17 protein-coding genes are annotated in these 20871 nt (G+C 58.5%); 8 read left to right on the top strand and 9 right to left on the bottom strand.

The genetic code is table 11. From position 1 onward, the window contains the following. The first annotated feature begins 61 nt into the window (after positions 1-61). The 3 genes from M495_RS00310 (at position 62) to M495_RS00300 (ending at position 3033) form a co-directional block, all read left to right on the top strand. A complete protein-coding gene (locus M495_RS00310; protein ID WP_020824690.1) occupies positions 62-1456 on the top strand; it encodes an amidohydrolase family protein in 1395 nt (464 codons plus the stop codon). A gap of 99 nt (positions 1457-1555) precedes the next feature. Next, positions 1556-2107 (top strand): cysteine hydrolase family protein, encoded by a 552-nt coding sequence (locus M495_RS00305; protein ID WP_020824689.1) that lies wholly within the window; start codon positions 1556-1558, stop codon positions 2105-2107. 2 nt (positions 2108-2109) lie between these two features. Beyond that, positions 2110-3033, top strand: a complete 924-nt coding sequence (locus M495_RS00300; protein ID WP_020824688.1) for a GlxA family transcriptional regulator — start codon at positions 2110-2112, stop codon at positions 3031-3033. Here M495_RS00300 and M495_RS00295 read toward each other — a convergent pair. Then, entirely contained in the window at positions 3028-4020 is a 993-nt protein-coding gene (locus M495_RS00295) for an acyltransferase (protein WP_041414086.1), read from the bottom strand. The two genes, M495_RS00300 and M495_RS00295, sit on opposite strands and share 6 nt — an antisense overlap. Before the next feature lie 219 nt (positions 4021-4239). Between M495_RS00295 and M495_RS00290 the strand changes: the two genes are divergently transcribed. Further along, positions 4240-5487, top strand: coding sequence for an MFS transporter (locus tag M495_RS00290; RefSeq protein ID WP_041414085.1), 1248 nt, complete (start codon positions 4240-4242; stop codon positions 5485-5487). Positions 5488-5938: 451 nt separating this feature from the next. On the opposite strand, the gene selB is transcribed toward M495_RS00290, so the two are convergent. The 8 genes from selB to fdnG form a co-directional block, all read right to left on the bottom strand. Continuing rightward, positions 5939-7786 carry a selenocysteine-specific translation elongation factor gene (gene selB, locus M495_RS00285; protein ID WP_020824685.1) on the bottom strand — a complete coding sequence of 616 codons (1848 nt, stop codon included), beginning with the start codon at positions 7784-7786 and terminating at the stop codon, positions 5939-5941. Then, entirely contained in the window at positions 7783-9174 is a 1392-nt protein-coding gene (selA, locus tag M495_RS00280) for an L-seryl-tRNA(Sec) selenium transferase (protein WP_020824684.1), read from the bottom strand. The genes selB and selA overlap by 4 nt, the downstream gene beginning before the upstream one ends. A 66-nt stretch (positions 9175-9240) precedes the next feature. After that, entirely contained in the window at positions 9241-9846 is a 606-nt protein-coding gene (locus tag M495_RS00275) for a glutathione S-transferase (protein ID WP_020824683.1), read from the bottom strand. Between the two features lie 33 nt (positions 9847-9879). Beyond that, positions 9880-10527, bottom strand: a complete 648-nt coding sequence (locus M495_RS00270; protein ID WP_020824682.1) for a DcrB-related protein — start codon at positions 10525-10527, stop codon at positions 9880-9882. Positions 10528-10756: 229 nt separating this feature from the next. After that, positions 10757-11686 carry a formate dehydrogenase accessory protein FdhE gene (gene fdhE / locus M495_RS00265; RefSeq protein ID WP_020824681.1) on the bottom strand — a complete coding sequence of 310 codons (930 nt, stop codon included), beginning with the start codon at positions 11684-11686 and terminating at the stop codon, positions 10757-10759. Further along, positions 11686-12321 (bottom strand): formate dehydrogenase cytochrome b556 subunit, encoded by a 636-nt coding sequence (gene fdoI / locus M495_RS00260; protein WP_013810963.1) that lies wholly within the window; start codon positions 12319-12321, stop codon positions 11686-11688. Before fdoI ends, fdhE begins: the two co-directional genes overlap by 1 nt. Beyond that, complete coding sequence (gene fdxH, locus M495_RS00255) at positions 12318-13217, bottom strand: formate dehydrogenase subunit beta (RefSeq protein ID WP_020824680.1); 900 nt, start codon at positions 13215-13217, stop codon at positions 12318-12320. The genes fdoI and fdxH overlap by 4 nt, the downstream gene beginning before the upstream one ends. A gap of 12 nt (positions 13218-13229) precedes the next feature. Next, positions 13230-16277: a formate dehydrogenase-N subunit alpha gene (gene fdnG / locus M495_RS00250; protein ID WP_144079297.1), complete on the bottom strand. Its 3048-nt coding sequence runs from the start codon at positions 16275-16277 to the stop codon at positions 13230-13232. Positions 16278-16422: 145 nt separating this feature from the next. Between fdnG and fdhD the strand changes: the two genes are divergently transcribed. From fdhD to yiiM, 4 genes are all read left to right on the top strand, one after another. After that, entirely contained in the window at positions 16423-17280 is an 858-nt protein-coding gene (gene fdhD, locus M495_RS00240) for a formate dehydrogenase accessory sulfurtransferase FdhD (RefSeq protein WP_041414082.1), read from the top strand. Between the two features lie 98 nt (positions 17281-17378). Continuing rightward, on the top strand, positions 17379-17999 hold the full coding sequence (sodA, locus tag M495_RS00235) for a superoxide dismutase [Mn] (RefSeq protein WP_041414081.1): 621 nt from the start codon (positions 17379-17381) through the stop codon (positions 17997-17999). Between the two features lie 124 nt (positions 18000-18123). After that, positions 18124-20052 (top strand): methyl-accepting chemotaxis protein, encoded by a 1929-nt coding sequence (locus M495_RS00230; protein ID WP_020824675.1) that lies wholly within the window; start codon positions 18124-18126, stop codon positions 20050-20052. 91 nt (positions 20053-20143) lie between these two features. Next, positions 20144-20815: a 6-hydroxyaminopurine reductase gene (yiiM, locus tag M495_RS00225; protein WP_020824674.1), complete on the top strand. Its 672-nt coding sequence runs from the start codon at positions 20144-20146 to the stop codon at positions 20813-20815. Positions 20816-20871 lie beyond the last annotated feature (56 nt).

The raw sequence follows: 20871 nt of genomic DNA, 5'->3' as shown, positions 1-20871 counted from the left end.
TCCTCTCCTAAATTGGTGGCTGTCTTTTGACGCACCTCACCTCTGGATTAAGGAATTGAACGTGGAAAAAAACCAACAACAAAGCCGCAGAGCTTTCCTCAGCCAAACCGGCAAAATCACCACCGCCTGCGCAGTCATTGGCCTGACGGGGGGCGTGGCGCAAGCCGCCGCGCCAGCGAGCAGCGCATGTATACCAGAGAGCACACCTATGACCCTGACCGACAGCCACTACTGGCTGAGCGACGTTCGACTGGAAGACGGTTTTGAGTACGATGGCGAGACGGTGATCGGCACCCGCACCGCGCTGTATCAGCTTGAAATCAAAGACGGAAAAATTGCCGCCCTGCACCCGAAAGAAGCAACGCCTCCCGCCGGGGTAGCGCGCTATCAGGCGCAGGGCCAACTGCTGCTGCCGGCATTTCGCGACATGCATATCCATCTGGATAAAACCTTCTACAGCGGCCCATGGCAGGCACCGCGCCCACGTCAGGGCAAAACCATCATGGACATGATCGCGCTCGAACAGACCTTGATCCCCAAGCTGTTGCCCACCTCGCAGCAGCGTGCGGAAAACCTGATCGCCTTGCTGCAATCGAAAGGCAGCACCGTGGCACGCAGCCACTGCAATATCGATCCGGTCAGCGGGTTGAAAAGCCTGGAACACCTGCAGCGTGCGCTGGAAAACCACCGGGCGGACTTCAGCTGTGAAATCGTCGCCTTCCCGCAGCATGGCCTGCTGCATTCCAAAGTCGACGGCTTGATGCGCGAGGCCATGCAAATGGGGGTGCAATACGTCGGCGGACTGGATCCGACCAACGTTGACGGCGCCATGGAGAAGTCGCTGGATGCGATGTTCCAGATTGCACTCGACACCGGCAAAGGCGTCGATATCCACCTGCATGAAACCAGCCCCGCTGGCGTAGCGGCAATCAACTACATGATCGCCACCGTAGAAAAGAACCCGGCGCTGCGCGGTAAAGTCACCATCAGCCATGCGTTTGCCCTGACCGTGCTGAACCCGAATGAACTGGAGGAAACCGCTAGCCGGCTGGCGGCGCAGCAAATCACCATCGCCTCTACGGTGCCGATTGGCGGGCTGATGATGCCGCTGCCGCAGCTCAGTGAAAAAGGGGTATTTGTGATGACCGGAACCGACAGCGTGATCGACCATTGGTCACCGTTCGGCAGCGGTGACATTCTGGAAAAAGCCAACCTTTACGCCCAACTTTACCGCGGCTCCGACGAATTCCACCTCTCCCGTGCTATGGCAATCTCGACCGGTGGCGTGCTGCCGCTGAACGACAAAGGCCAACGCGTCTGGCCGCAGGCCGGGGACAACGCAGAGTTTGTACTGGTCAACGCCAGTTGCTCCGCCGAGGCGGTGGCACGCCTGCCGGCGCGCACGGCCACTTTCCATCAGGGGCGGCTGGTCGCTGGCCAGGTCGGCAAAGTCTGATGCTGGTCCGTTGATGTCACCATGATGGCCGTTTTTGGCCTTCTGCCAGACAAAGTAACGGCGCAGTATGGCGTCATACCCATTGGCGGAGGGCCGAAAATGTCACAGAGCGCGTTATTGATCATCGATGTTCAACAATCATTCCAGCATCGCCCATTCTGGCAGGAAGAAGATCTGCCCGCTTTCCAGCAGGCACTGACACGGCTGATCGAAGGCTGTCGCCGGCAGGGCGTAGCCTTGGTTGATGTTTTCCACGTATCACCGGAGGGGCCGTTTTCGCTGGCATCCGGCTGGGTAAAACCGCTGCCGTTCCTCAACCATCAGGCAGACGTCACCGTTCATAAACAGGTGCACAATGCACTGACCGAATCCGGTCTGGACGCCTGGCTGCGCCAACGGGATATCGATCACTTGATTATCTCCGGCATCCGCACCGAACAGTGCTGCGAAACCACCACCCGGGTGGCGTCCGATCTCGGTTATCGGGTGACTTTCGTCACCGAGGCCACGATGACTTTCCCGATGCAGCATCCCAATGGAGAAGTCTTTACCACCGAACAGCTCAAGCGGCATACTGAGACGGTGCTGGTCGACCGCTTCGCCCAGCTCGCCAGCGTGGATGAAGTGCTGGCGCAACTCTCACAGGAGTAATCATGCCGCAGGCCGTCTATTTTTTGATGTTGCCCAACGCGCTATCGCTGGACGTCAGCGGCCCGGCCGAAACCCTGCGTTTGGCCGGGGCATTCAGCCTGCGCTACATCAGCCCACTGCCGCAGATCACCTGCTCGATTGGCATGACGTTGAGCCAGCTGCAGCCGCTGCCCGCCCGACTGGAAGACGGCGCTATTGTGGTGGTACCCGGCGCACGCGATTCACGCAGCGATTTCGACCATCAGGCGGCCGAACAGGCCCGCCACTGGCTGGCGGCGCTGCAACCCGATTTGCGGCAGCAGCGCATCACGCTGGTCTGTATCTGCTCCGGCGCCCTGCTGGCGGCGCAGGCCGGGCTACTCGACGGCTATCAGTGCACCACCCACCATGATGTGATCGAACGCATGCGTCAGCAGGCCCCGGCCGCGCAGGTGAAAGAGAACCGTATCTTTGTTGAAGACCGCAACCTATACACCAGCGCCGGCATTACCGCCGGTATCGATCTGGCGCTGCATTTGATTAACCGCCAATGCGGTGCAATACGGGCAATGGAGATTGCCCGTGAAATGGTGGTGTATTTTCGCCGTTCCGGCGATGATCCGCAGCTCTCCCCTTGGCTGCGTTACCGCAACCATCTGCACCCGGCGGTGCACCGTGCGCAAGACGTGATGGCCGCCGAACCCGAGGCCGAATGGTCGGTGCCGCAGGTGGCGGAAAAGGCCCATGTCAGCAGCCGCCATCTGGCCAGGCTGTTCCGTAGCCACGTCGGCATCAGCGTGCGTGAATACCATGAACAGCTGCGGCTGGCGGTGGCGCAGCAGCGGCTACAACAGGGTTATGGGCTGGAAAAAGCGGCGCTGGCGGCGGGGTTTTCCTCCGGTCGTCAACTGCGGCGTGCCCAGCAGCGCGGCTCGACCGCGTTATGACACCAGCCGCCGAGAGTCTATTTTCTGCAGCCCCATCGACAACAGCAGGCTGAGCGCCAACGCCACGCCAAATACCCAGAAGATATCCAGTAACGGATGGGCGGTCAGCGTCAGGTGACGGCTGCGCATAAAATTGACGATAATGGCGTGAAAACCGTAGATTGCCAGCGAATGTCGGGAAAAAATGCCTAACCAGCCAATAGGCTCGGGCAGACAATTTTTAAACCATACCACCAGGGATACCGCCGCGATAAACACCAGCGGCCCACAGTAGATGTAATAAGTATCGGCAAAGTTACCGTTGATGAACATCTGGCTTTTGGTGCCCTGAACGATCAACGCCACGCTAGCCACAAACCCCAATATCGCCAGCCAACTGGTACCTCGCCCCTGGGTGTCCATCATGCCAATCGCCCGGCCGGCCAACGCGTACAGCAGGTAGTAAAAGGTGTCTCCGTAGATATACAGATTGACCGGCAGCAGATGAACGTTACCCAGGGTCATTGAGCTGGTATTGGGATTGGCAACCACCGCCAGGATCACCAGCACGCCGGCCAGATAGCGGCGTGATACCGGCTTGACGTTGATCAGCGGCGACAGCAGATAAATCACCGCGATCGCATAGAAGAACCACAGATGGTAGAACACCGGCTTTAACAATATGCCGCGCAGCGACGGCCAGAAACCGATTTTGGTAAACGCCGCGATATAAATCAGCGCGACCGCGCTGTAAAACGCAATACAGTAGCCAATGCGGATGAAATGCTTTTTGCCGGCGCTTTTCTCGCCGAAAAACAGGTAGCCGGAAATCATGAAAAACAGGGGTACCGAAACGCGCGACAGTGAGTTCAGTACGTTAGCGATGTCCCAGTTATGTTCGCCCACCGCCACCCCGCTGGTGACGTAGTAGGTGGTGGCGTGGATCATCACCACCATCATGCACGCCACTGCGCGCAAGTTATCTATCCAGCCAATTTTATTGCTCAAAAGATCGCCCGCAATATTGTCATCTTGATTTGTTAAAATAAGGTTATAGAGCGAAAGTGTGGGTGGCAACCCTGACGGCGAATATCAGAATGTGCTGAAACAACACCTTATCGTTGCTAAGGTGAACAATTGGCGGCAAAATAGCCGCCACAACTCGCTCAGATTGCGCTTCCCGCCCTGGCAGTTCCTTATTTCTTCTTTACTTTCAGTACGATAAATATGAAAACTACTTTACCACCTGCGGCTCGCTTGGGTCGACAGGCGCTTTTATTCCCGCTTTGTCTGGTGCTGTTCGAATTTGCCACCTATATCGGCAACGATATGATCCAACCTGGCATGTTGGCGGTAGTGGCCGATTTCAACGCCGGTGAAGAGTGGGTGCCAACCTCAATGACCGCCTATCTGGCCGGCGGTATTTTCCTGCAATGGCTGCTGGGGCCGTTGTCGGATCGGCGCGGGCGTCGCCCGGTCATGCTGGCCGGCGTGGCGTTTTTTATCGTCGCCTGTCTGGCTATTTTGCTGGTGACCAGCATCGAACAGTTTATCTTTATGCGTTTCCTGCAGGGGATTGGCCTGTGCTTTATCGGCGCAGTGGGTTACGCCACCATCCAGGAGTCGTTTGAAGAGTCGGTGTGCATCAAAATCACCGCGCTGATGGCCAACGTGGCGCTGATTGCCCCGCTGCTGGGGCCGTTGGCCGGTGCCGCGCTGATCCACGTCGCGCCGTGGCAGAGCATGTTCGTACTGTTCGCCGCACTGGCTGCGTTTGCCTTTTACGGCCTGTGGAAAGCCATGCCTGAGACGGCTTCGCTGCAGGGTGAGAAATTCTCGGCCGCCAACCTGTGGCGCGACTATCGTCAGGTATTGTCCAACCGCCGCTTTATCTGCGGCGCGTTGGCCATCGGTTTCGCCAGCCTGCCGCTGCTGGCCTGGATTGCCCAATCGCCGGTGATCCTGATCAGCGGCGAGTCGCTGTCGACGCTGGATTACGGTCTGCTGCAAATTCCGGTGTTCGGTGCGCTGATCCTCGGCAACCTGACGCTGGCACGTCTCACCGGCAAGAACAGCGTCCCGCGCCTGATCAAATTGGGTGCCGGGCCGATGATGGTGGGTTTGCTGATCGCGGCGCTGGCGACGATATTCTCCAGCCATGCCTATCTGTGGATGACTGCGGGTCTCAGCCTGTACGCTTTCGGCATCGGGCTGGCCAACGCCGGGCTGTACCGTTTGACGCTGTTCTCAAGCAACGTCAGCAAAGGCACGGTCTCCGCCACCATGGGCATGTTGAGCATGATGGTGTTCACCGTCGGTATCGAGCTGGCTAAAGTGGCTTACGTGTGGGGCGGCAGCGGACTGTTCAATCTGTTCAACCTGCTCAGTGGCCTGTGCTGGCTGGCACTGGTGGCGCTGTTCCTCAGCAAACGCCGCAGCGGCGATGCAACACCGACGCCTAACGCTGCGTTATAACAAGCGCCGAGCTAACGACACGGGAAGAGACGATATCTCTTTCCGTGTTTCAAGATTTACACTGGATTTAACTCTATCAGTCAGATGAATCAGTTCTCAAACTTATAGCCCATGCCAGTACCGCCTCATGGCTGATAAAATTCATCTGTTCAACGTCACTCTGTTCTTTCTCTCGCACAAACCCGGCATACTTTTCATCATCTTTCTTATGGGCAGTGGTGATAAACCTTCAGTATTCATCCTGATGACCTCGCGACTTAATCAGAATACGCGGCTATACCCAAAATAATTGGAGTTGCATCACAACAAAGCCGCGGCTTTGTTGAACAGCGCTTGCGCTGGCCCTAACGGGGCGAAGCTTTGCCGAGTAACGCGGCAAGAGCATGAGTCCCCAGGAGCTTACTCAAGTAAGTGACTGGGGTGAGTGCTGGCAGCCAACGCAGAGGCAGCTTCAGGTATGACGGGTATAGAGTCCGCTGTCGCGCAACAGGTGTTGGTTGCCCTTGCGGCGGGTAAATCCGCTGCGGTCGAAAAACTCCAGCACCTGAATGGCCAGTTTACGCCCCACGCCGAGCCGGTCACGAAAATCGGCGGCGTTGGCGCTGCCCTGCGTTTCATCCAGTTCACGGATCAACGCGGCGAATTGTTCTATCCGTTGGCTTAGATAGTAACGATCCACCACCACTGCCGTGACATGGCCCAACTGAGCGGCTTTACGCAGCGTGGTCCGCACCCATGCCTCGTCCTCGTCCAATTCGGCAGCCAGATCGCGCACCCACCAGGCTTCGTCGCCGAACAGCGGTTCAATACGGGCCCACAGGATTTGCTCTTCAGCGCTGAACGCCAAACCGTGCTCCGGCAGGTGCAGCCACCCGCGCGTATTGCTAAGCAAACCGGCAGCCAGCAGCCGATCGATCATCATAAATGTCAGCGCCTCAGACAGTTGCGGCACGGCCATGCGCCGCAGGCGCGCACGCCCCAGGCCGAGCTGATCGGCATGCTGCTGGTGATACTCGGCCAACACCTGCAGCAGGCGCTGTTGATCCAGCTGTGCATTCTCCTGCGCCAACGCCCTATCACCGGCAATCAGCAATTCATGACTCGCCAACAACTTCGCCAGCGGTTTCTCGGTCAGTTGTCGCGCCCAGGCAAAGGCCGCCAGATCCAGCGCGCCCTTGGGCAAATGCAGCGCCAGCACCTGACAGTCATCGTCGGCCTGTGCCAGCGCCGCCAGCCAGGCCAAATACTCGGGTTGGCGCTTACCCCGTTTGGGCGTCGTCAAGCTCAGCACCCTTGCGCCGCCCAGGGTTTGGCGTGCGCCAATATCGCGCAGCACCAGCCGATCGTTTTCGGCCAGCCATAGCGGACGGTCAAGGATCAGTTCCGCCAGCCCATCACTGAGCAACGAAACTCGCCCGGTAATATGGCTGGCGGCATGATGTAAATGCAGCGGCTGCCAGTGCTTTATCGGCAAATCCTTATCCAACGCCACCAGAATTCGCTCGGCGGCGATCGGGGGCTTTTGCGCCAGCAACCAATCGCCGCGTGCGACCTGATCTTTGCTGACGTCACCGCTAATATTCAACGCAATACGCTGTCCAGCCTGCGCTTGCTCAACCGGTTGGTTTTGCGCGTGCAAACCGCGAACCCGCACCGGCACGTCGGCGCCGGTCAGCCACAGCGTGTCGCCTACCGCCACCTGGCCACCCAGTGCGGTACCGGTCACTACCAAACCAGCGCCTTTCACGCTGAACGCGCGATCCACCGCCAGGCGGAAGCGGCGCGTTACCGCATGTTCGTCAGGCCGCAGCGCCAGCAAATGCGCGCGCAGTGCGTCGATTCCCTGCGACTGCGGCGCGGCGGTGACAAACACCGGTGCCTGTTGCCAACCCTGGCGCGTCAGCTCCTCGTCAAGCTGCTGTCGAACCTCTTCGACACGCGCTTCATCCACCCGATCGGCTTTGGTCAAGGCCACCGTCAGCGCCGGACGCCCGCTCAATCGCAGTATCGCCAGGTGCTCGCGCGTTTGCGCCATCACGCCATCGTCGCAGGCCACCACCAGCAAGGCATGGTCGATGCCGCCAACGCCCGCCAGCATATTGGCGAGGAATTTCTCGTGTCCCGGCACGTCGATAAAGCCCAACACCCGGCCATCGGGCTGCGGCCAGTAGGCATAACCCAGATCTATGGTCATGCCACGGCGTTTTTCTTCCGGCAGGCGATCCGCATTGATCCCGGAGATCGCTTGCAGCAGGGTGGTTTTGCCATGATCGACATGGCCGGCGGTAGCAATAATCATTCTCTCAGGGCCTCAATCAGCGCGTCTTCCTGCTCCAGACAGCGCAGATCGAGCCACAGCCTGCCGTCGTTAATTCGGCCGATCACCGGCTGCGGTAGCCGACGCCAACGTTCTGCCAACGCTTCCAACGTTGCGCCACGGCCATCGAGCGGCGCAAAGGTCAGCGCATAGCTGGGCAGCCGATCGACCGGCAACGAACCGCTGCCAATCTGCGACCAGCAGGGTTCGGCACGCAGTTGGAAATGCCCGGCAAACTGTGGCGCCAGCACCTGCAACAGACGTTCGGCAGAACCCTGCATCGCCTGCTGCGGGCGGGTCAATAGCCGTAGCGTCGGCAGCTGTTGTGCCAACAGTTCGGGCTGTTGATAGAGTCGTAAAGTCGCTTCCAGCGCCGCCAGCGTCAGTTTGCCAACGCGTAGCGCACGCTTCAGAGGGTGTTGCTGCAGCTTGGCGATCAGCGCCTTTTTGCCGACGATGATGCCGGCCTGCGGGCCGCCGAGCAGCTTGTCGCCGGAGAACGTCACCAAATCTACTCCGGCGGCGAGCAACCGCTGTGGCATGGGTTCCGCCGGCAGACCGTATTGCGCCATATCAATCAATGAGCCGCTGCCCAGATCGGTGGCGGTCGGCAGGCCATGCTCTGCGCCGAGCTGCGCCAGTTCGGCTTCTTCCACCGCGGCGGTAAAACCCTGGATGCTGTAATTGCTGGTATGCACCTTCATCAGCAGCCCGGTCTGTTCGTTAATCGCGCTGCGGTAATCTTTCAGGTGGGTGCGGTTGGTCGTGCCGACCTCAACCAGTTGGCAACCGGCCTGGCGCATCACGTCAGGGATGCGGAACGCACCGCCAATTTCCACCAGTTCGCCACGCGACACCACCACCTGCTTGCCGGGGGCGATCGCCGCCAGCATCAGCAGCACCGCAGCCGCATTGTTGTTGACGATGCAGGCGTCTTCCGCGCCGGTCAATTGGCATAATAAATCCGCCACCGCGCGATCGCGGTGACCACGACCGGCACCGTCCAGATCGTATTCCAACGTTACCGCCGCGCCCATGGAACTCGTCACCGCCTCTATTACCGGCTGCGCCAGTAGGGCCCGGCCAAGGTTGGTGTGCAGCACGGTGCCGCTGAGGTTGAATACCGGTGCCAATGCCGGACGCTGCCATTGCTCCAGCCCCGCGCTGAGCGCCTGTGCCCAGTCACCGCACCAGTCGGGTAACCTTTGGTGGTGTTTAATGGTTTCACGCGCCTGCAGTTGCAATTGACGCAGTAACTCGCCAATCAGCGTTTGTCCGTGCTGCGTAACCAGCGGTTCGATAGCGGGATCGCGCAACAGACGATCGATGGCGGGTAACTGGCTGTAAAGAAGCTGGGATTCAGTGCTCATGGTCGCTCGGTTTCAGTGTGGAGGTCTCGCATCAAGTAAAACCCCGCCGCAGCGGGGTGAGGGAAATCAGGGGGGCAAGGTGCGGGCAAAGCTTTCACGGGCAAACAGCCGCTCGGCCAGCTTGATCAGCGCCGGTCGCTCGACGCACCAGTTGGGCATGATGCGGCGGAAATTCAGGTAGCCCAGCGCACAACCGGTAGCAATATCCGCCAGCGTCAGCGCTTCGGCATTGAGCAACGTTTTTTCCTGCGCCAGTTTTTCCAGCGCATCCAGTCCGTGCGTCAGCTTGTTTCGCTGGCGCAAGATCCAGTTTTCGTCCTGTTTTTCCGACGCCCGTTTGCTCTCTCGAAACAACGTGGCGGCAGCTTCCGTCACGCCATCGGCCAAGGCTTCCACCTGGCGTATGCGCAACGCGGCGGCGCGTTCGACAGGCAAAAACGCCGGGGCCACGGACAACATTTCGAGGTATTCGGCAATCACCCGCGAGTCGTAAAATACGGCGCCATCATCGGCCACCAGCACCGGCACTTTGGCCAAGGGGTTCAGCTCAACCACCCGGCTGCCCGGTTCATACGGCGGATCGTTAACGAATTCGAACGCCATCCCCTTTTCCAGCAGCATCACGGAAATCTTGCGGACAAAAGGGCTGGTGTAACTGCCAATAAGCTTCATCAGTCTTCCCCTCGCTTGCAAACCACAACGTTGTTATTGCACCGCCAGCGTGTCGATAATCTTCTGGACCAGCGCCTGGTGCGCTTCCGGCGTTTTGGCCGGCGACAGCATCTGCAACGTCACCACCCGCTTGTTGAACACCGTCAACATGATGGTAGACACTACCTTCTGCCCGCTGACGCTCTGCTCGGTATCCAGCCGATGGAACTTCTGCTTGCCGACGGTGAAATTCTCTTCTTTGGTGGTCCGAATATTTTGATAGCGATCGGCCAGTTCGGTGAGCATGCTCTGCGTCAGGTCCTTGAGCATTTTATCGCTGCCGTTGAGCTTCATGCCGTCAGGCGGGATCACTTCGGAAGAGACGGTGCTCTGGCGTGATTTCCCGTCGAGGAAGCGCTGAATGGTGGACTGGCTGTCGTTGACGATGCCGCTATTCTCAGTCTGATCGCTAAAGCCCGGCGGCAATTCAAAGGTGATCTTGCCCTTTTGCATCGAGACTTTCAGCCCCGGGGGCGTCGCTGGCGGAGTTTCGACCGCCGGCGGTGGCGGTGCAGGCTGCGTGACGGTCGGTTTGGGATCCGGCTTCGGTATCTCCGGCTTGGTATCGTCCTTGTTGTCACAGGCTGCCAGCCCTGCCGCTAAAACAGCAACCGCAGTGAATTTCGCAATGGTCTTCAACATCGTCTGTCCCTTTTCCTTTCGCTTCGCGCGTCATTGCGTAAACGTAGCAACTCGCCCGGGCGAATGCCAGAATCCCCGTCCGAAATTAATGGTATTTACGGCCTTAAAGGCGTAGCGGGCAAGGACAGTTTGAGTGCGGACAGCGCACAGGCCCCGGAGCCGTACACGCAGTACGTGAGGAGGCCGAGCACTGCCCAAGGTTAAAATGTCGCAGCCCGGTAGCCGATCATCACTCCCCCGGGAACAGGAATGGATTGATGCTGCTGCGGGCAAAGCCTTCGTCTTCCATTTTGGCGTCGAGCACCAGCGTGGCCAAATCATCAGCGACGGCCTCGACCTGCGGGTCTTTCTCCTGATACAAAATCTTCAGGTAGGTACCGCAGTCACCGCAGCTCTCCGCTTTAACCGATGCCAGCTCGGTGTCCAGCGACCAATAGTTGAGATCGCGGGTCTGCTCACAGTTGCTGCATTTGATCCGCACCACGTGCCACTCGCTTTCGCACAGGTTGCAGTGCAAATAGCGCAGGCCGCTGACGGTGCCGATATGCACCACGCTGGAAACCGGGATGCTGCCGCACACCGGGCAGAATTGACGGTGTTCGCCATATTCGGCGCGCGCCTTGCCGGGGATAAGGCTGGCCATCTGCGCCCAATAGAGCGACAGCGCGGCCCAGATGAACGGCGCTTTTTCGCTGCCGATCTTGGCGAAATCCTGGTTAAGCAACGCATCAGCCAACAATTCCAGCTCGTGCGCCGAGGCTTTTTCCAGGTTATCCAGCACCGCCAGAATGTGCTCCGGCGCCTGCGGGCGTAGCTCGGCAATCAGCGATGTCAGCAACCGGTGCCAGTGTTGGCTACGCGGGAAAACGCTCAGATCCAGCGGCGGCTTGCCACTGTCGGCACCCTGTTGCAGGACTTCGGTAAGATCAAGCGTCAGCGGGTTGTCGTGCAACGCATGGTGCTGCGCTTCGGCCAGTTGGGCAGCAAAATTCAGGTAGTCGCCCAGCGGGTTGTCGGTCGCCAGCTTACGCAGGCGTTCAGCGCGGCGGCTGTACAGGCTTTTCAGATTAGCGAAAAGTAACGGCGGGATGGTCTCCGCCGTTGTGGACTTCTCGCGCTGTGCCCCTAACTGCTCTTTAGGAACGATGCGGATGCTCATCAGGGTTTGTCTTCCTGTTGTTTCTCGCGGACCTCTCGGTACCAGCGCGGGTGATGTTTTTTAGCCCAGGCCGCCGGCACCCAGCCTTCCACCATCGCGGTAATGGTACCTTTTACCCACAGCGCGGCGTAAATGTGCACCATAATCACGATAATCAGACCGACCGCAGCCAGCGAATGCACCAGCAGCGCAATGCGGATCAGCGGTATCGGGAACGACGGCGCAAAGTAAGGCCGCCAGATCACCACACCGCTGGCCAACAGCAACACCAGGCTAATGATTGCCGCCCAGAATACGCACTTCTGACCGAAATTATAACGCCCGGTGTCACCCACTTCCTCGTTCATGGCGATTTTATGGATGTTTTTGGCCCAGACGATGTCCTCGCGATTGATCAGATTATGCTTCCAATAACGCAGGAACATCAGCAAGAAAGCCGCAAACATAATCACGCCGACAAAGGGGTGCAGAATGCGCGCCAGCTGCGGCGTACCGAAAATGTTCATCAACCAGTTGAAGGAGGGGAAAAAGAACCCCAGCCCGCTGATGGCGGCGAACACAAAGCAGAACGCCACAATCCAGTGGTTAATCCGCTCCGGCGCGCTGTAGCGCTGAATACGCTTTTCCTTTTTCATTTGCGCGTCTCCTCATCATGCAGCTCGTCGTTATCTTCCTCTTCGACACGGTTTGGTCCGACGCCGACGTAGTGGAACACGCTCGCTGCAAAGGTGGCGGCAAAGCCGATGGCCGCCAGGGGTTTCCACACGCCTTTCCAGAACGTGACCGCCGGGCTGATGCTCGGGTTATCCGGCAGACCGTGATACAGCTGCGGTTTGTCCGCATGGTGCAACACGTACATAACGTGCGTGCCGCCCACGCCCGCCGGATCGTACAGACCGGCGTTCTGATAGCCACGGGTGTTCAGCTCACTGACGCGATCGGCGGCGACCTGCTTCATCGCTTCCTTGGTACCGAAGTGAATGGCGCCGGTCGGGCAGGTTTTCACGCAGGCCGGTTCCTGGCCAACATCAACGCGGTCGACGCACAGGGTACATTTGTACACCCGGTTGTCGTCCTTGTTCATGCGCGGCACGTCGAACGGGCACCCGGCGATGCAGTAACCGCAGCCGATACAGTGCTCAGACTGGAAGTCGACGATACCGTTGGCGTACTGGATGATCGCACCTTCCGATGGGCAGGCCTTCAGGCAGCCCGGGTCGGCGCAGTGCATGCAGCCGTCCTTGCGGATCAGCCACTCCAGCTTGCCGTTTTCCTCCACTTCGGAGAAGCGCATCACCGTCCACGACTTGGCGGTCAGATCGGCGGGGTTATCGTACACCCCGACGTTGTGCCCGACTTCGTCGCGAATGTCGTTCCATTCGGAACAGGCCACCTGACAGGCTTTGCAGCCGATACAGGTAGTGACATCGATCAGCTTGGCCACTTCTTCCTGGTGGTCACGGGCGCGCGGCGCCGGCGTGAAACCATTGGTGGCGGATTTACGAATGATGTCCTGAGATTGCATTGCCATAATTCGTCTCCGTTACATCTTTTCCACGTTAACCAGGAACGCCTTGAACTCTGGCGTTTGCGTGTTGGCGTCGCCGACAAACGGCGTCAGCGTGTTGGCGATAAAGCCTTTCTTGGCCACCCCTTCGTAACCCCAGTGGATCGGGATGCCGATAGTGTCGACCTCTTGGCCGTGCACCTGCAGGGTACGGATACGCTTGGTCACCACCGCCTTGGCCTTGATGTAGCCACGGTTGGAGCTGACCTTGACGGTATCGCCATGCTGGATGCCCTTTTTCTCCGCCAGTTTTTCGCCGATTTCCACGAACTGCTCCGGCTGCGCGATCGCATTGAGCAACGCGTGCTTGGTCCAGTAGTGGAAGTGCTCAGTCAGACGATAGGTGGTGCCGACGTAAGGGAATTTGTCGGATTTGCCCATCGCTGCCAGGTCGTCCTTGAACACGCGCGCCGCCGGGTTGGACACCACGTTCGGGTGCAACGGGTTGGTGCCGAGCGGCGTTTCGAACGGCTCGTAGTGTTCCGGGAACGGCCCTTCGGCCATTTTATCGGTGGCGAACAGGCGCCCCATGCCTTCCGGCTGCATGATGAACGGCCCGACGTCACTGCCGGGTGCGGCGGCGCTGTAGTCCGGGATATCCACTCCGCCCCACTTGGCACCGTCCCACTCCAGCAACTGACGTTTTGGATCCCAAGGCTTGCCTTGCGGATCCGCCGAAGCACGGTTGTACAGGATGCGGCGGTTAAGCGGCCATGCCCAGGCCCAACCCAACGTATTGCCAAGGCCGGACGGATCGGCGTTATCCCGCCGTGCCATCTGGTTGCCGGCCGGCGTCCAGCTACCGGCGAAGATCCAGCAACCGCTGGCGGTGGTGCCGTCGTCGCGCAGGTGAGCAAAGGTGCTGAGCTGCTCACCCTTTTTCGCCAACACTTTGCCGTCGGCGTCGAGAATGTCCGCCAGTGCCTTACCGTTGCTCTCCATCGCCACTTCTTCGGCCGCAGGATTATCCGGCGTCAGGTAGTCCCAGGTCATGTTCAACACCTGTTCCGGCACCGCACCGCCGTCACGCGCATACATCTCACGCAGACGGGTGAAGATGCCCGCCAGGATTTCGCCGTCGTTCAGCGCTTCGCCAGGGGCATCGGCGCCCTTCCAGTGCCACTGCAGCCAGCGGCCGGAGTTGACGATAGAGCCGTTTTCTTCGGCAAAGCAGGTGGACGGCAGGCGGAACACTTCGGTCTGAATCTTCGACGAATCGACGTCGTTGAACTCGCCGTGGTTCTGCCAGAAGTTCGAGGTCTCGGTGTTAAGCGGATCTATGGTCACCAGGAACTTCAGTTTGGACAGGGAAGCCACGACCTTGTTCTTGTTCGGGAACGACGCCACCGGGTTGAAGCCCTGACAGAAGTAGCCGTTGACCTTGCCTTGAGACATCATTTCGAAGTACTGCAGCACGTCGTAGCCTTTGTCCCACTTCGGCAACCAGTCAAAGCCCCAGCTGTTGTCCTTCTGCGCCTTGTCACCGTAGAAGCTCTTCATCAGGCTGACGAAGAATTTCGGGTAGTTGCCCCAGTAGTTCACCTGGCCCGGCAGCAGCGCCTTCGGCGTGTTGGCTTTCAGGTAAGTCTCGAGATCCGGTTGCTTATCCGACGGCAACGTCATGTAGCCCGGCAGGCTCTGCGACAGCAGACCCAGATCGGTCAGGCCCTGAATATTGGAGTGGCCGCGCAGCGCGTTAACGCCGCCGCCCGCCATGCCCATGTTGCCGAGCAGCAGCTGGATCATCGCCATGGTACGAATGTTCTGTGCGCCGACCGAGTGCTGAGTCCAGCCCAGGGCGTACAGGAACGATGCGGTTTTATCCGCCACGCAGGTTTCGGCGATGTATTCACACACCTGGAGGAAGTCTTCCTTCGGCGTGCCGCAGATGTTGGTCACCACCTCAGGCGTATAACGGCTGACGTGTTCCTTGAGCAGGTTCCATACGCAGCGTGGATCTTGCAGCGTGACGTCGCGCTTGGCGAAGCCGTTCTCGTCGAACTGGTAGTTCCAGGTGGTTTTGTCGTATTTGCGGTTTTCCGCGTCATAGCCACTGAACAGGCCGTCGTCGAAGGCAAAGTCTTCCCGCACCAGCAGGCTGGCGTTGGTGTAGGCCTCAACGTATTCGCGGTTAATTTTGTTGTTGGTCATCAGGTACAGCAATACGCCCGACAGGAAAGCAATGTCGGTCCCGGAACGGATTGGCGTATAGAAATCCGCTACCGATGCAGTACGGGTAAAGCGCGGATCGATAACGATCAGCTTGGCTTTATTGTGAATTTTGGCTTCCATCGCCCAGCGGAACCCCACCGGATGCGCTTCCGCCGCATTACCGCCCATGACGATAATCAGATTCGCGTTCTTGATATCAACCCAGTGGTTGGTCATCGCACCGCGACCAAATGTTGGAGCAAGACTTGCTACCGTTGGTCCGTGTCAGACACGCGCCTGGTTGTCTACGGCAAGCATGCCGAGAGCGCGACTAAATTTTTGCGACAAATAACCGGTTTCGTTGCTGGCGGCAGAGGCGCACAGCATGCCGGTGCTCAGCCAACGGTTGACGGTAACGCCCTGTTCGTTGGTTTTAATGAAATTGGCGTCACGATCTTCTTTCATCAGCTTGGCGATGCGGGTGAAGGCGTCGTCCCAGCTGATGCGTTGCCATTTGTCCGAACCTGGCGCCCGGTATTCCGGGAACTTGAGGCGGCTTTCGCTGTGGATGAAGTCGACCAGGCCGGCGCCTTTCGGGCAAAGCGCACCGCGGTTGACCGGGTGATCCGGATCCCCTTCAATGTGGAAAATGCTTTCTTTGGCGTTTTTGGCGCCATCACCAAGGCTGTACATCAACAGCCCACAGCCGACGGAACAATACGTACAGGTATTACGGGTTTCGCGCGCGCGCAGCAGTTTGTACTGCCGGGTTTCCGCCAACGCCACTTCCGGGGCAAAGCCCAGCGCAGCTACCGTCGTTCCTGCCATACCGCCAGCGCAGATCTTAAAGAACTGCCTTCTGCTGACCTGCATGGGGGTCTCCTTTCACTCTCGATTGTCACATTGTTTCAAATGGCGCTTTCCCCCTCGAAGCGGGAAGCGCTAAAATTACTGTTGTTTTTGCGGTGGCAATATTACCACAGCGTGTATGTGGTTGTTACAAACAGGTGCCAGTTAAGTGAACAATATAAACTCAGACCAACACATAAATGAGACCTCGCTCACAGGGGTGACCCAAGCTCAGGTTTATCAACGCGGGCAACTCGCCACCGCACAGCCGGATTGGCTGGCGGAAGAGGTTCCGGTCGCGCTGGTCTATAACGGCATCTCGCACGTGGTGATGATGTGCACGCCCAAAGATCTTGAGGCGTTCGCCCTGGGCTTTTCCCTGTCGGAAGGCATCATCGAATCGCCACGCGATATCTACAGTATAGAGATTAACCAAACCTGTAACGGACTGGAGGTGCAAATAGAGCTCTCCAGCCGTCGGTTTGCCGGTTTGAAGGAGCGCCGTCGCGCCATGGCAGGCCGCACCGGCTGCGGCGTATGCGGTATTGAACAGCTGGCAGACATTTTCCGTCCGCTGCCTGCACTGCCATTCACCCAAACTTTTTCCCTGGATAATCTCGACTCCGCATTGAAACAGCTGCGAGAAGTACAGGAAGTTGGGCAACTGACCGGTTGCACCCATGCCGCCGCCTGGTTATCTCCACAGGGTGAAGTACTTGGCGGATGCGAAGACGTGGGCCGACATGTCGCCCTGGACAAGCTGCTTGGCGTACGCGCCAAACAGGGCTGGTCTCAGGGAGCGGTATTAACCTCCAGCCGTGCCAGTTATGAAATGGTGCAGAAGGCCGCGATGTGTGGCGTGGAGATTTTGTTCGTGGTGTCTGCGGCAACCTCGCTGGCCGTGGAAATCGCCGAGCGCAGCAATCTGACGCTGGTCGGCTTCAGCAAACCCGGCCGCGCCACGGTGTTTACCCACCCGCAGCGCCTGGTTGATCAGATTAAAACCACACTGCAAGTAGGGCATTGATAATCATTTTCAATATCATTTAAATAACTATAATGATCCGACTGCTTACGCGGTGCTCACAACATTGCGCCGCCCATACACCACTGGAGATGATGATTATGAGTTATTCACTGCCATCCCTGCCGTACGCCTACGACGCACTGGAACCGCATTTCGACAAGCAGACGATGGAAATCCATCACACCAAACATCACCAGACCTACGTTAACAACGCCAACACCGTACTGGAAGCCTACCCAGAGCTGGCGCAATACAGCGTTGAAGAACTGATCCAGGATCTGGATAAAGTACCTGCTGACAAGCGCACCTTCATGCGTAACAACGCCGGCGGTCACGCTAACCACAGCCTGTTCTGGAAAGGCCTGAAAACCGGTACCACGCTGGGTGGCTCCCTGAAAGCCGCTATCGAGCGTGATTTCGGCAGCGTAGAGAAATTCCAGGAAGAGTTCGAGAAAGCCGCAGCGACCCGCTTCGGTTCTGGTTGGGCCTGGCTGGTGCTGAAAGGCGACAAACTGGCCGTGGTATCTACCGCTAACCAAGACAGCCCACTGATGGGCGAAGCCGTTGCTGGCGCTTCAGGTTTCCCAATCGTGGGCCTGGACGTGTGGGAACACGCTTACTACCTGAAATATCAAAACAAACGTCCAGATTACATCAAGGCATTCTGGAACGTGGTTAACTGGGATGAAGCGGCAGCACGCTTCGCTGCGAAGAAGTAATTCGCCCCCGGTACTGAAGATGCCCGCGTAATGCGGGCATTTTTTTGCCTAAAATCCGCTAAAGTTTAACCGCCCTTTGCCGATGATTTGTTCAATTGACGTTCGCCCGGAAAGGAAAATCATTATGGCGGCATTGCAAACACTGGCAGGAAAGTTCGTTCATCTCACCGTGGGTAAAAAGCTCGGTCTCGGTTTTGGCCTGATGCTGTTACTGACGGCCATTATCGCCGGAACCGGCGCACAGTATCTGCATACCATCGAGTCCCGCGCCGATCGCATCGACTTCAGCAACAAGCTGAATGACGAGATCAATCAAGCCAAATACAACCGTGCGCTGTTCGGCCAAACCTATAAGCCTGAATACCTGAAAAATAACCGCACCAGCATCGAGAACGCGGTGAAGATGATTAACCAGGGTCAGGACCTGGACTGGGATCCCCAAAGCCGCAAAGACCTGCAGCGTTTGATGGAGCTGATCGGCCGCTACCAGCAGCAGCAAAACGCTTTCGAGAAGGCGGTAGCGGCAAAGGATGCCGTGCGCCAAAGCTGGAACATGTCGGAAGTGCAAGACAGCCTGAATCAGGTAGAGCGTCAGCTTACCAATGGCGACCTGCAGCTGGCCTTCATTCAGTTGAACCAAAAACTGACCCTGGTGCGCTACGGCGCGCGCGGCCTGCTGTTGAGCCTGAGCAGCGAGTCCGAAGCCCCGCTGGTCGCGGCGATAGATGATGCCCGTAGCGCGGCCAACGCGCTCAGCCGGCGGCTCAACGACGCTCAGCGTCCTCTGCTCCAACCGCTGCTGACCGCGCTTGATGATTACAAGAACCGTATCCAGGCCTACCTGCCGGCTTATCAGCAGGAGCAAAACATCAGCCAGCAGTTGGGCAACAGCGCGCAGGAAGTCGGTACGCTGGTCAACGCCTTTATGCAGGATGAACTGACGCAAACCCATAACGATATCAACGCCGCGCAGCTGCAAATGGGCATCACCACGCTGGTTGCCATCATTGCCGGGCTGCTGATCGCCTGGCGCATCACGCTGCAAATCACCCGACCGCTGCAAAGTACGCTGGCGCTGGCGGAACGCATTGCCAGTGGCGATCTGCGGCAGGCGCAGACCAGCACCCGTCGCGATGAACTGGGGCAATTGCTGAATGCCGTGGCGGCGATGAGCCAGAACCTGCGCGACATGATTGAGAAAATCCAGATGGGCGTCAGCCAGGTGTCCACCGCCGCTGCGGAGATTGCCGCAGGCAATACCGATTTGTCCTCCCGTACCGAGCAACAGGCCGCCGCGGTGGAAGAAACCGCCGCCAGCATGGAACAGCTCACCGCCACGGTGAAACAGAACGCCGAAAACGCCCATCACGCCAATCAGCTGGCCACGGACGCCTCACAAACCGCCCAGCAAGGGGGCAAACTGGTGGAAAGCGTCGTCAGCACCATGCGCGACATTTCCAGCAGTTCGCAGCGAATCGCCGAAATTACCACCCTGATCAACGGTATTGCCTTCCAGACTAATATCTTGGCGCTCAACGCGGCAGTGGAAGCAGCGCGTGCCGGTGAACAGGGCCGAGGCTTCTCGGTGGTGGCCAGCGAAGTACGCAACCTGGCGCAGCGCAGCGCCCAGGCGGCAAAGGAGATCGAAGGGTTGATTACCGAGTCGGTCAGCCGGGTACAGACCGGCACCACTTTGGTGGAAAACACCGGCAACACCATGGAGCAGATCGTCCTGTCGGTCACCCATGTGCGCGACATCATGGCGGAGATCGCCGCCGCCTCCGACGAGCAGACCCGCGGTATTGCCCAAATTGGCCAGGCGATTGTGGAAATGGATCACACCACTCAGCAGAACGCCGCGTTGGTGGAAGAGTCTGCCGCAGCAGCCGACTCGCTGGAAGAACAGGCGGAAATGCTACTGCAAAGCGTCTCGGTATTCCGTTTGGCGGAACTTTCTGCACCGGCCGCCGTGAAAGGGACGGTGGTCAAGGCACCAGCGATGAAAAAGCCCGCAGCCAGCGCCGAAGCGGAAGATAACTGGACCACCTTTTAACGTTTACCCGCCCGAACCTTTCGGGCGGTTATTGTTCCCCCCGGCTAACTCAGGCTATGCTGAACCTTCGAAGCGAGACATGGAGGCGCATATGCATCACCCTGAGGTCTATATCGGTACCGTTCAACCCTACGAGGGCGGGCGGCCAAGCGGCATCGCCAAGCGCCTGGTGGACGGAATCATCAAGCTGACGCCCCTCGGCCTGGAAGGCGATGAGCAGGCGGAGAAAAGCTATCACGGCGGGCCGGACCGCGCGCTGTGTCACTATCCCCGAGAACATTACCAACACTGGCGCGAACAGTTCCCAACGCAGGCGGAACAGTTCAGCGCGCCGGCCTTTGGCGAAAATATTTCCACCCTGGGGCTGACCGAACATAACGTGTTTATGGGCGACATCTTCCGTTGGGGCGACGCGCTGATCCAGGTCACCCAACCGCGCTCTCCCTGCTTCAAGCTCAACTACCATTTTGATATCGACGACATCTCGGTGCTGATGCAACAAAGCGGCCGCTGCGGCTGGCTGTACCGCGTGATCTCCGCCGGTAAAGTCAGCGGCGAGCGCCCGTTGGAACTGGTAACACGCAGCAGCGATATCTCGGTCGCAGAGGCGATTGGCATCGCCTGGCATATGCCGTTTGATGAAGAGCAATATCGCCGCCTGCTGGCAGTGGCCGGGTTGTCCGCCAGCTGGAGTAAAACCATGCTGACGCGTATCAGTGAACACCGTATTGAAGACTTTAATCGCCGCTTGCTGGGCCGCTGAGAAACAGCAGCCGGGAAGGAAAAACGTGGCGCAGAATACTGCGTTAAGCCTTTTTA

Origin of the sequence: Serratia liquefaciens ATCC 27592, from assembly GCF_000422085.1 — a bacterium.
GTDB classification, from domain to species: domain Bacteria; phylum Pseudomonadota; class Gammaproteobacteria; order Enterobacterales; family Enterobacteriaceae; genus Serratia; species Serratia liquefaciens.
This window is presented reverse-complemented; position numbering and strand designations above follow the sequence as displayed.

Coding starts and splice junctions, on each gene's coding strand:
- fdoI (WP_013810963.1), bottom strand. CDS start 12,321: ATGAAAAAGGAAAAGCGTATTCAGCGCTACAGCGCGCCGGAGCGGATT.
- fdxH (WP_020824680.1), bottom strand. CDS start 13,217: ATGGCAATGCAATCTCAGGACATCATTCGTAAATCCGCCACCAATGGT.
- yiiM (WP_020824674.1), top strand. CDS start 20,144: ATGCATCACCCTGAGGTCTATATCGGTACCGTTCAACCCTACGAGGGC.
- selB (WP_020824685.1), bottom strand. CDS start 7,786: ATGATTATTGCTACCGCCGGCCATGTCGATCATGGCAAAACCACCCTG.
- M495_RS00300 (WP_020824688.1), top strand. CDS start 2,110: ATGCCGCAGGCCGTCTATTTTTTGATGTTGCCCAACGCGCTATCGCTG.
- M495_RS00275 (WP_020824683.1), bottom strand. CDS start 9,846: ATGAAGCTTATTGGCAGTTACACCAGCCCTTTTGTCCGCAAGATTTCC.
- M495_RS00290 (WP_041414085.1), top strand. CDS start 4,240: ATGAAAACTACTTTACCACCTGCGGCTCGCTTGGGTCGACAGGCGCTT.
- selA (WP_020824684.1), bottom strand. CDS start 9,174: ATGAGCACTGAATCCCAGCTTCTTTACAGCCAGTTACCCGCCATCGAT.
- sodA (WP_041414081.1), top strand. CDS start 17,379: ATGAGTTATTCACTGCCATCCCTGCCGTACGCCTACGACGCACTGGAA.
- M495_RS00270 (WP_020824682.1), bottom strand. CDS start 10,527: ATGTTGAAGACCATTGCGAAATTCACTGCGGTTGCTGTTTTAGCGGCA.
- M495_RS00230 (WP_020824675.1), top strand. CDS start 18,124: ATGGCGGCATTGCAAACACTGGCAGGAAAGTTCGTTCATCTCACCGTG.
- M495_RS00305 (WP_020824689.1), top strand. CDS start 1,556: ATGTCACAGAGCGCGTTATTGATCATCGATGTTCAACAATCATTCCAG.
- fdhE (WP_020824681.1), bottom strand. CDS start 11,686: ATGAGCATCCGCATCGTTCCTAAAGAGCAGTTAGGGGCACAGCGCGAG.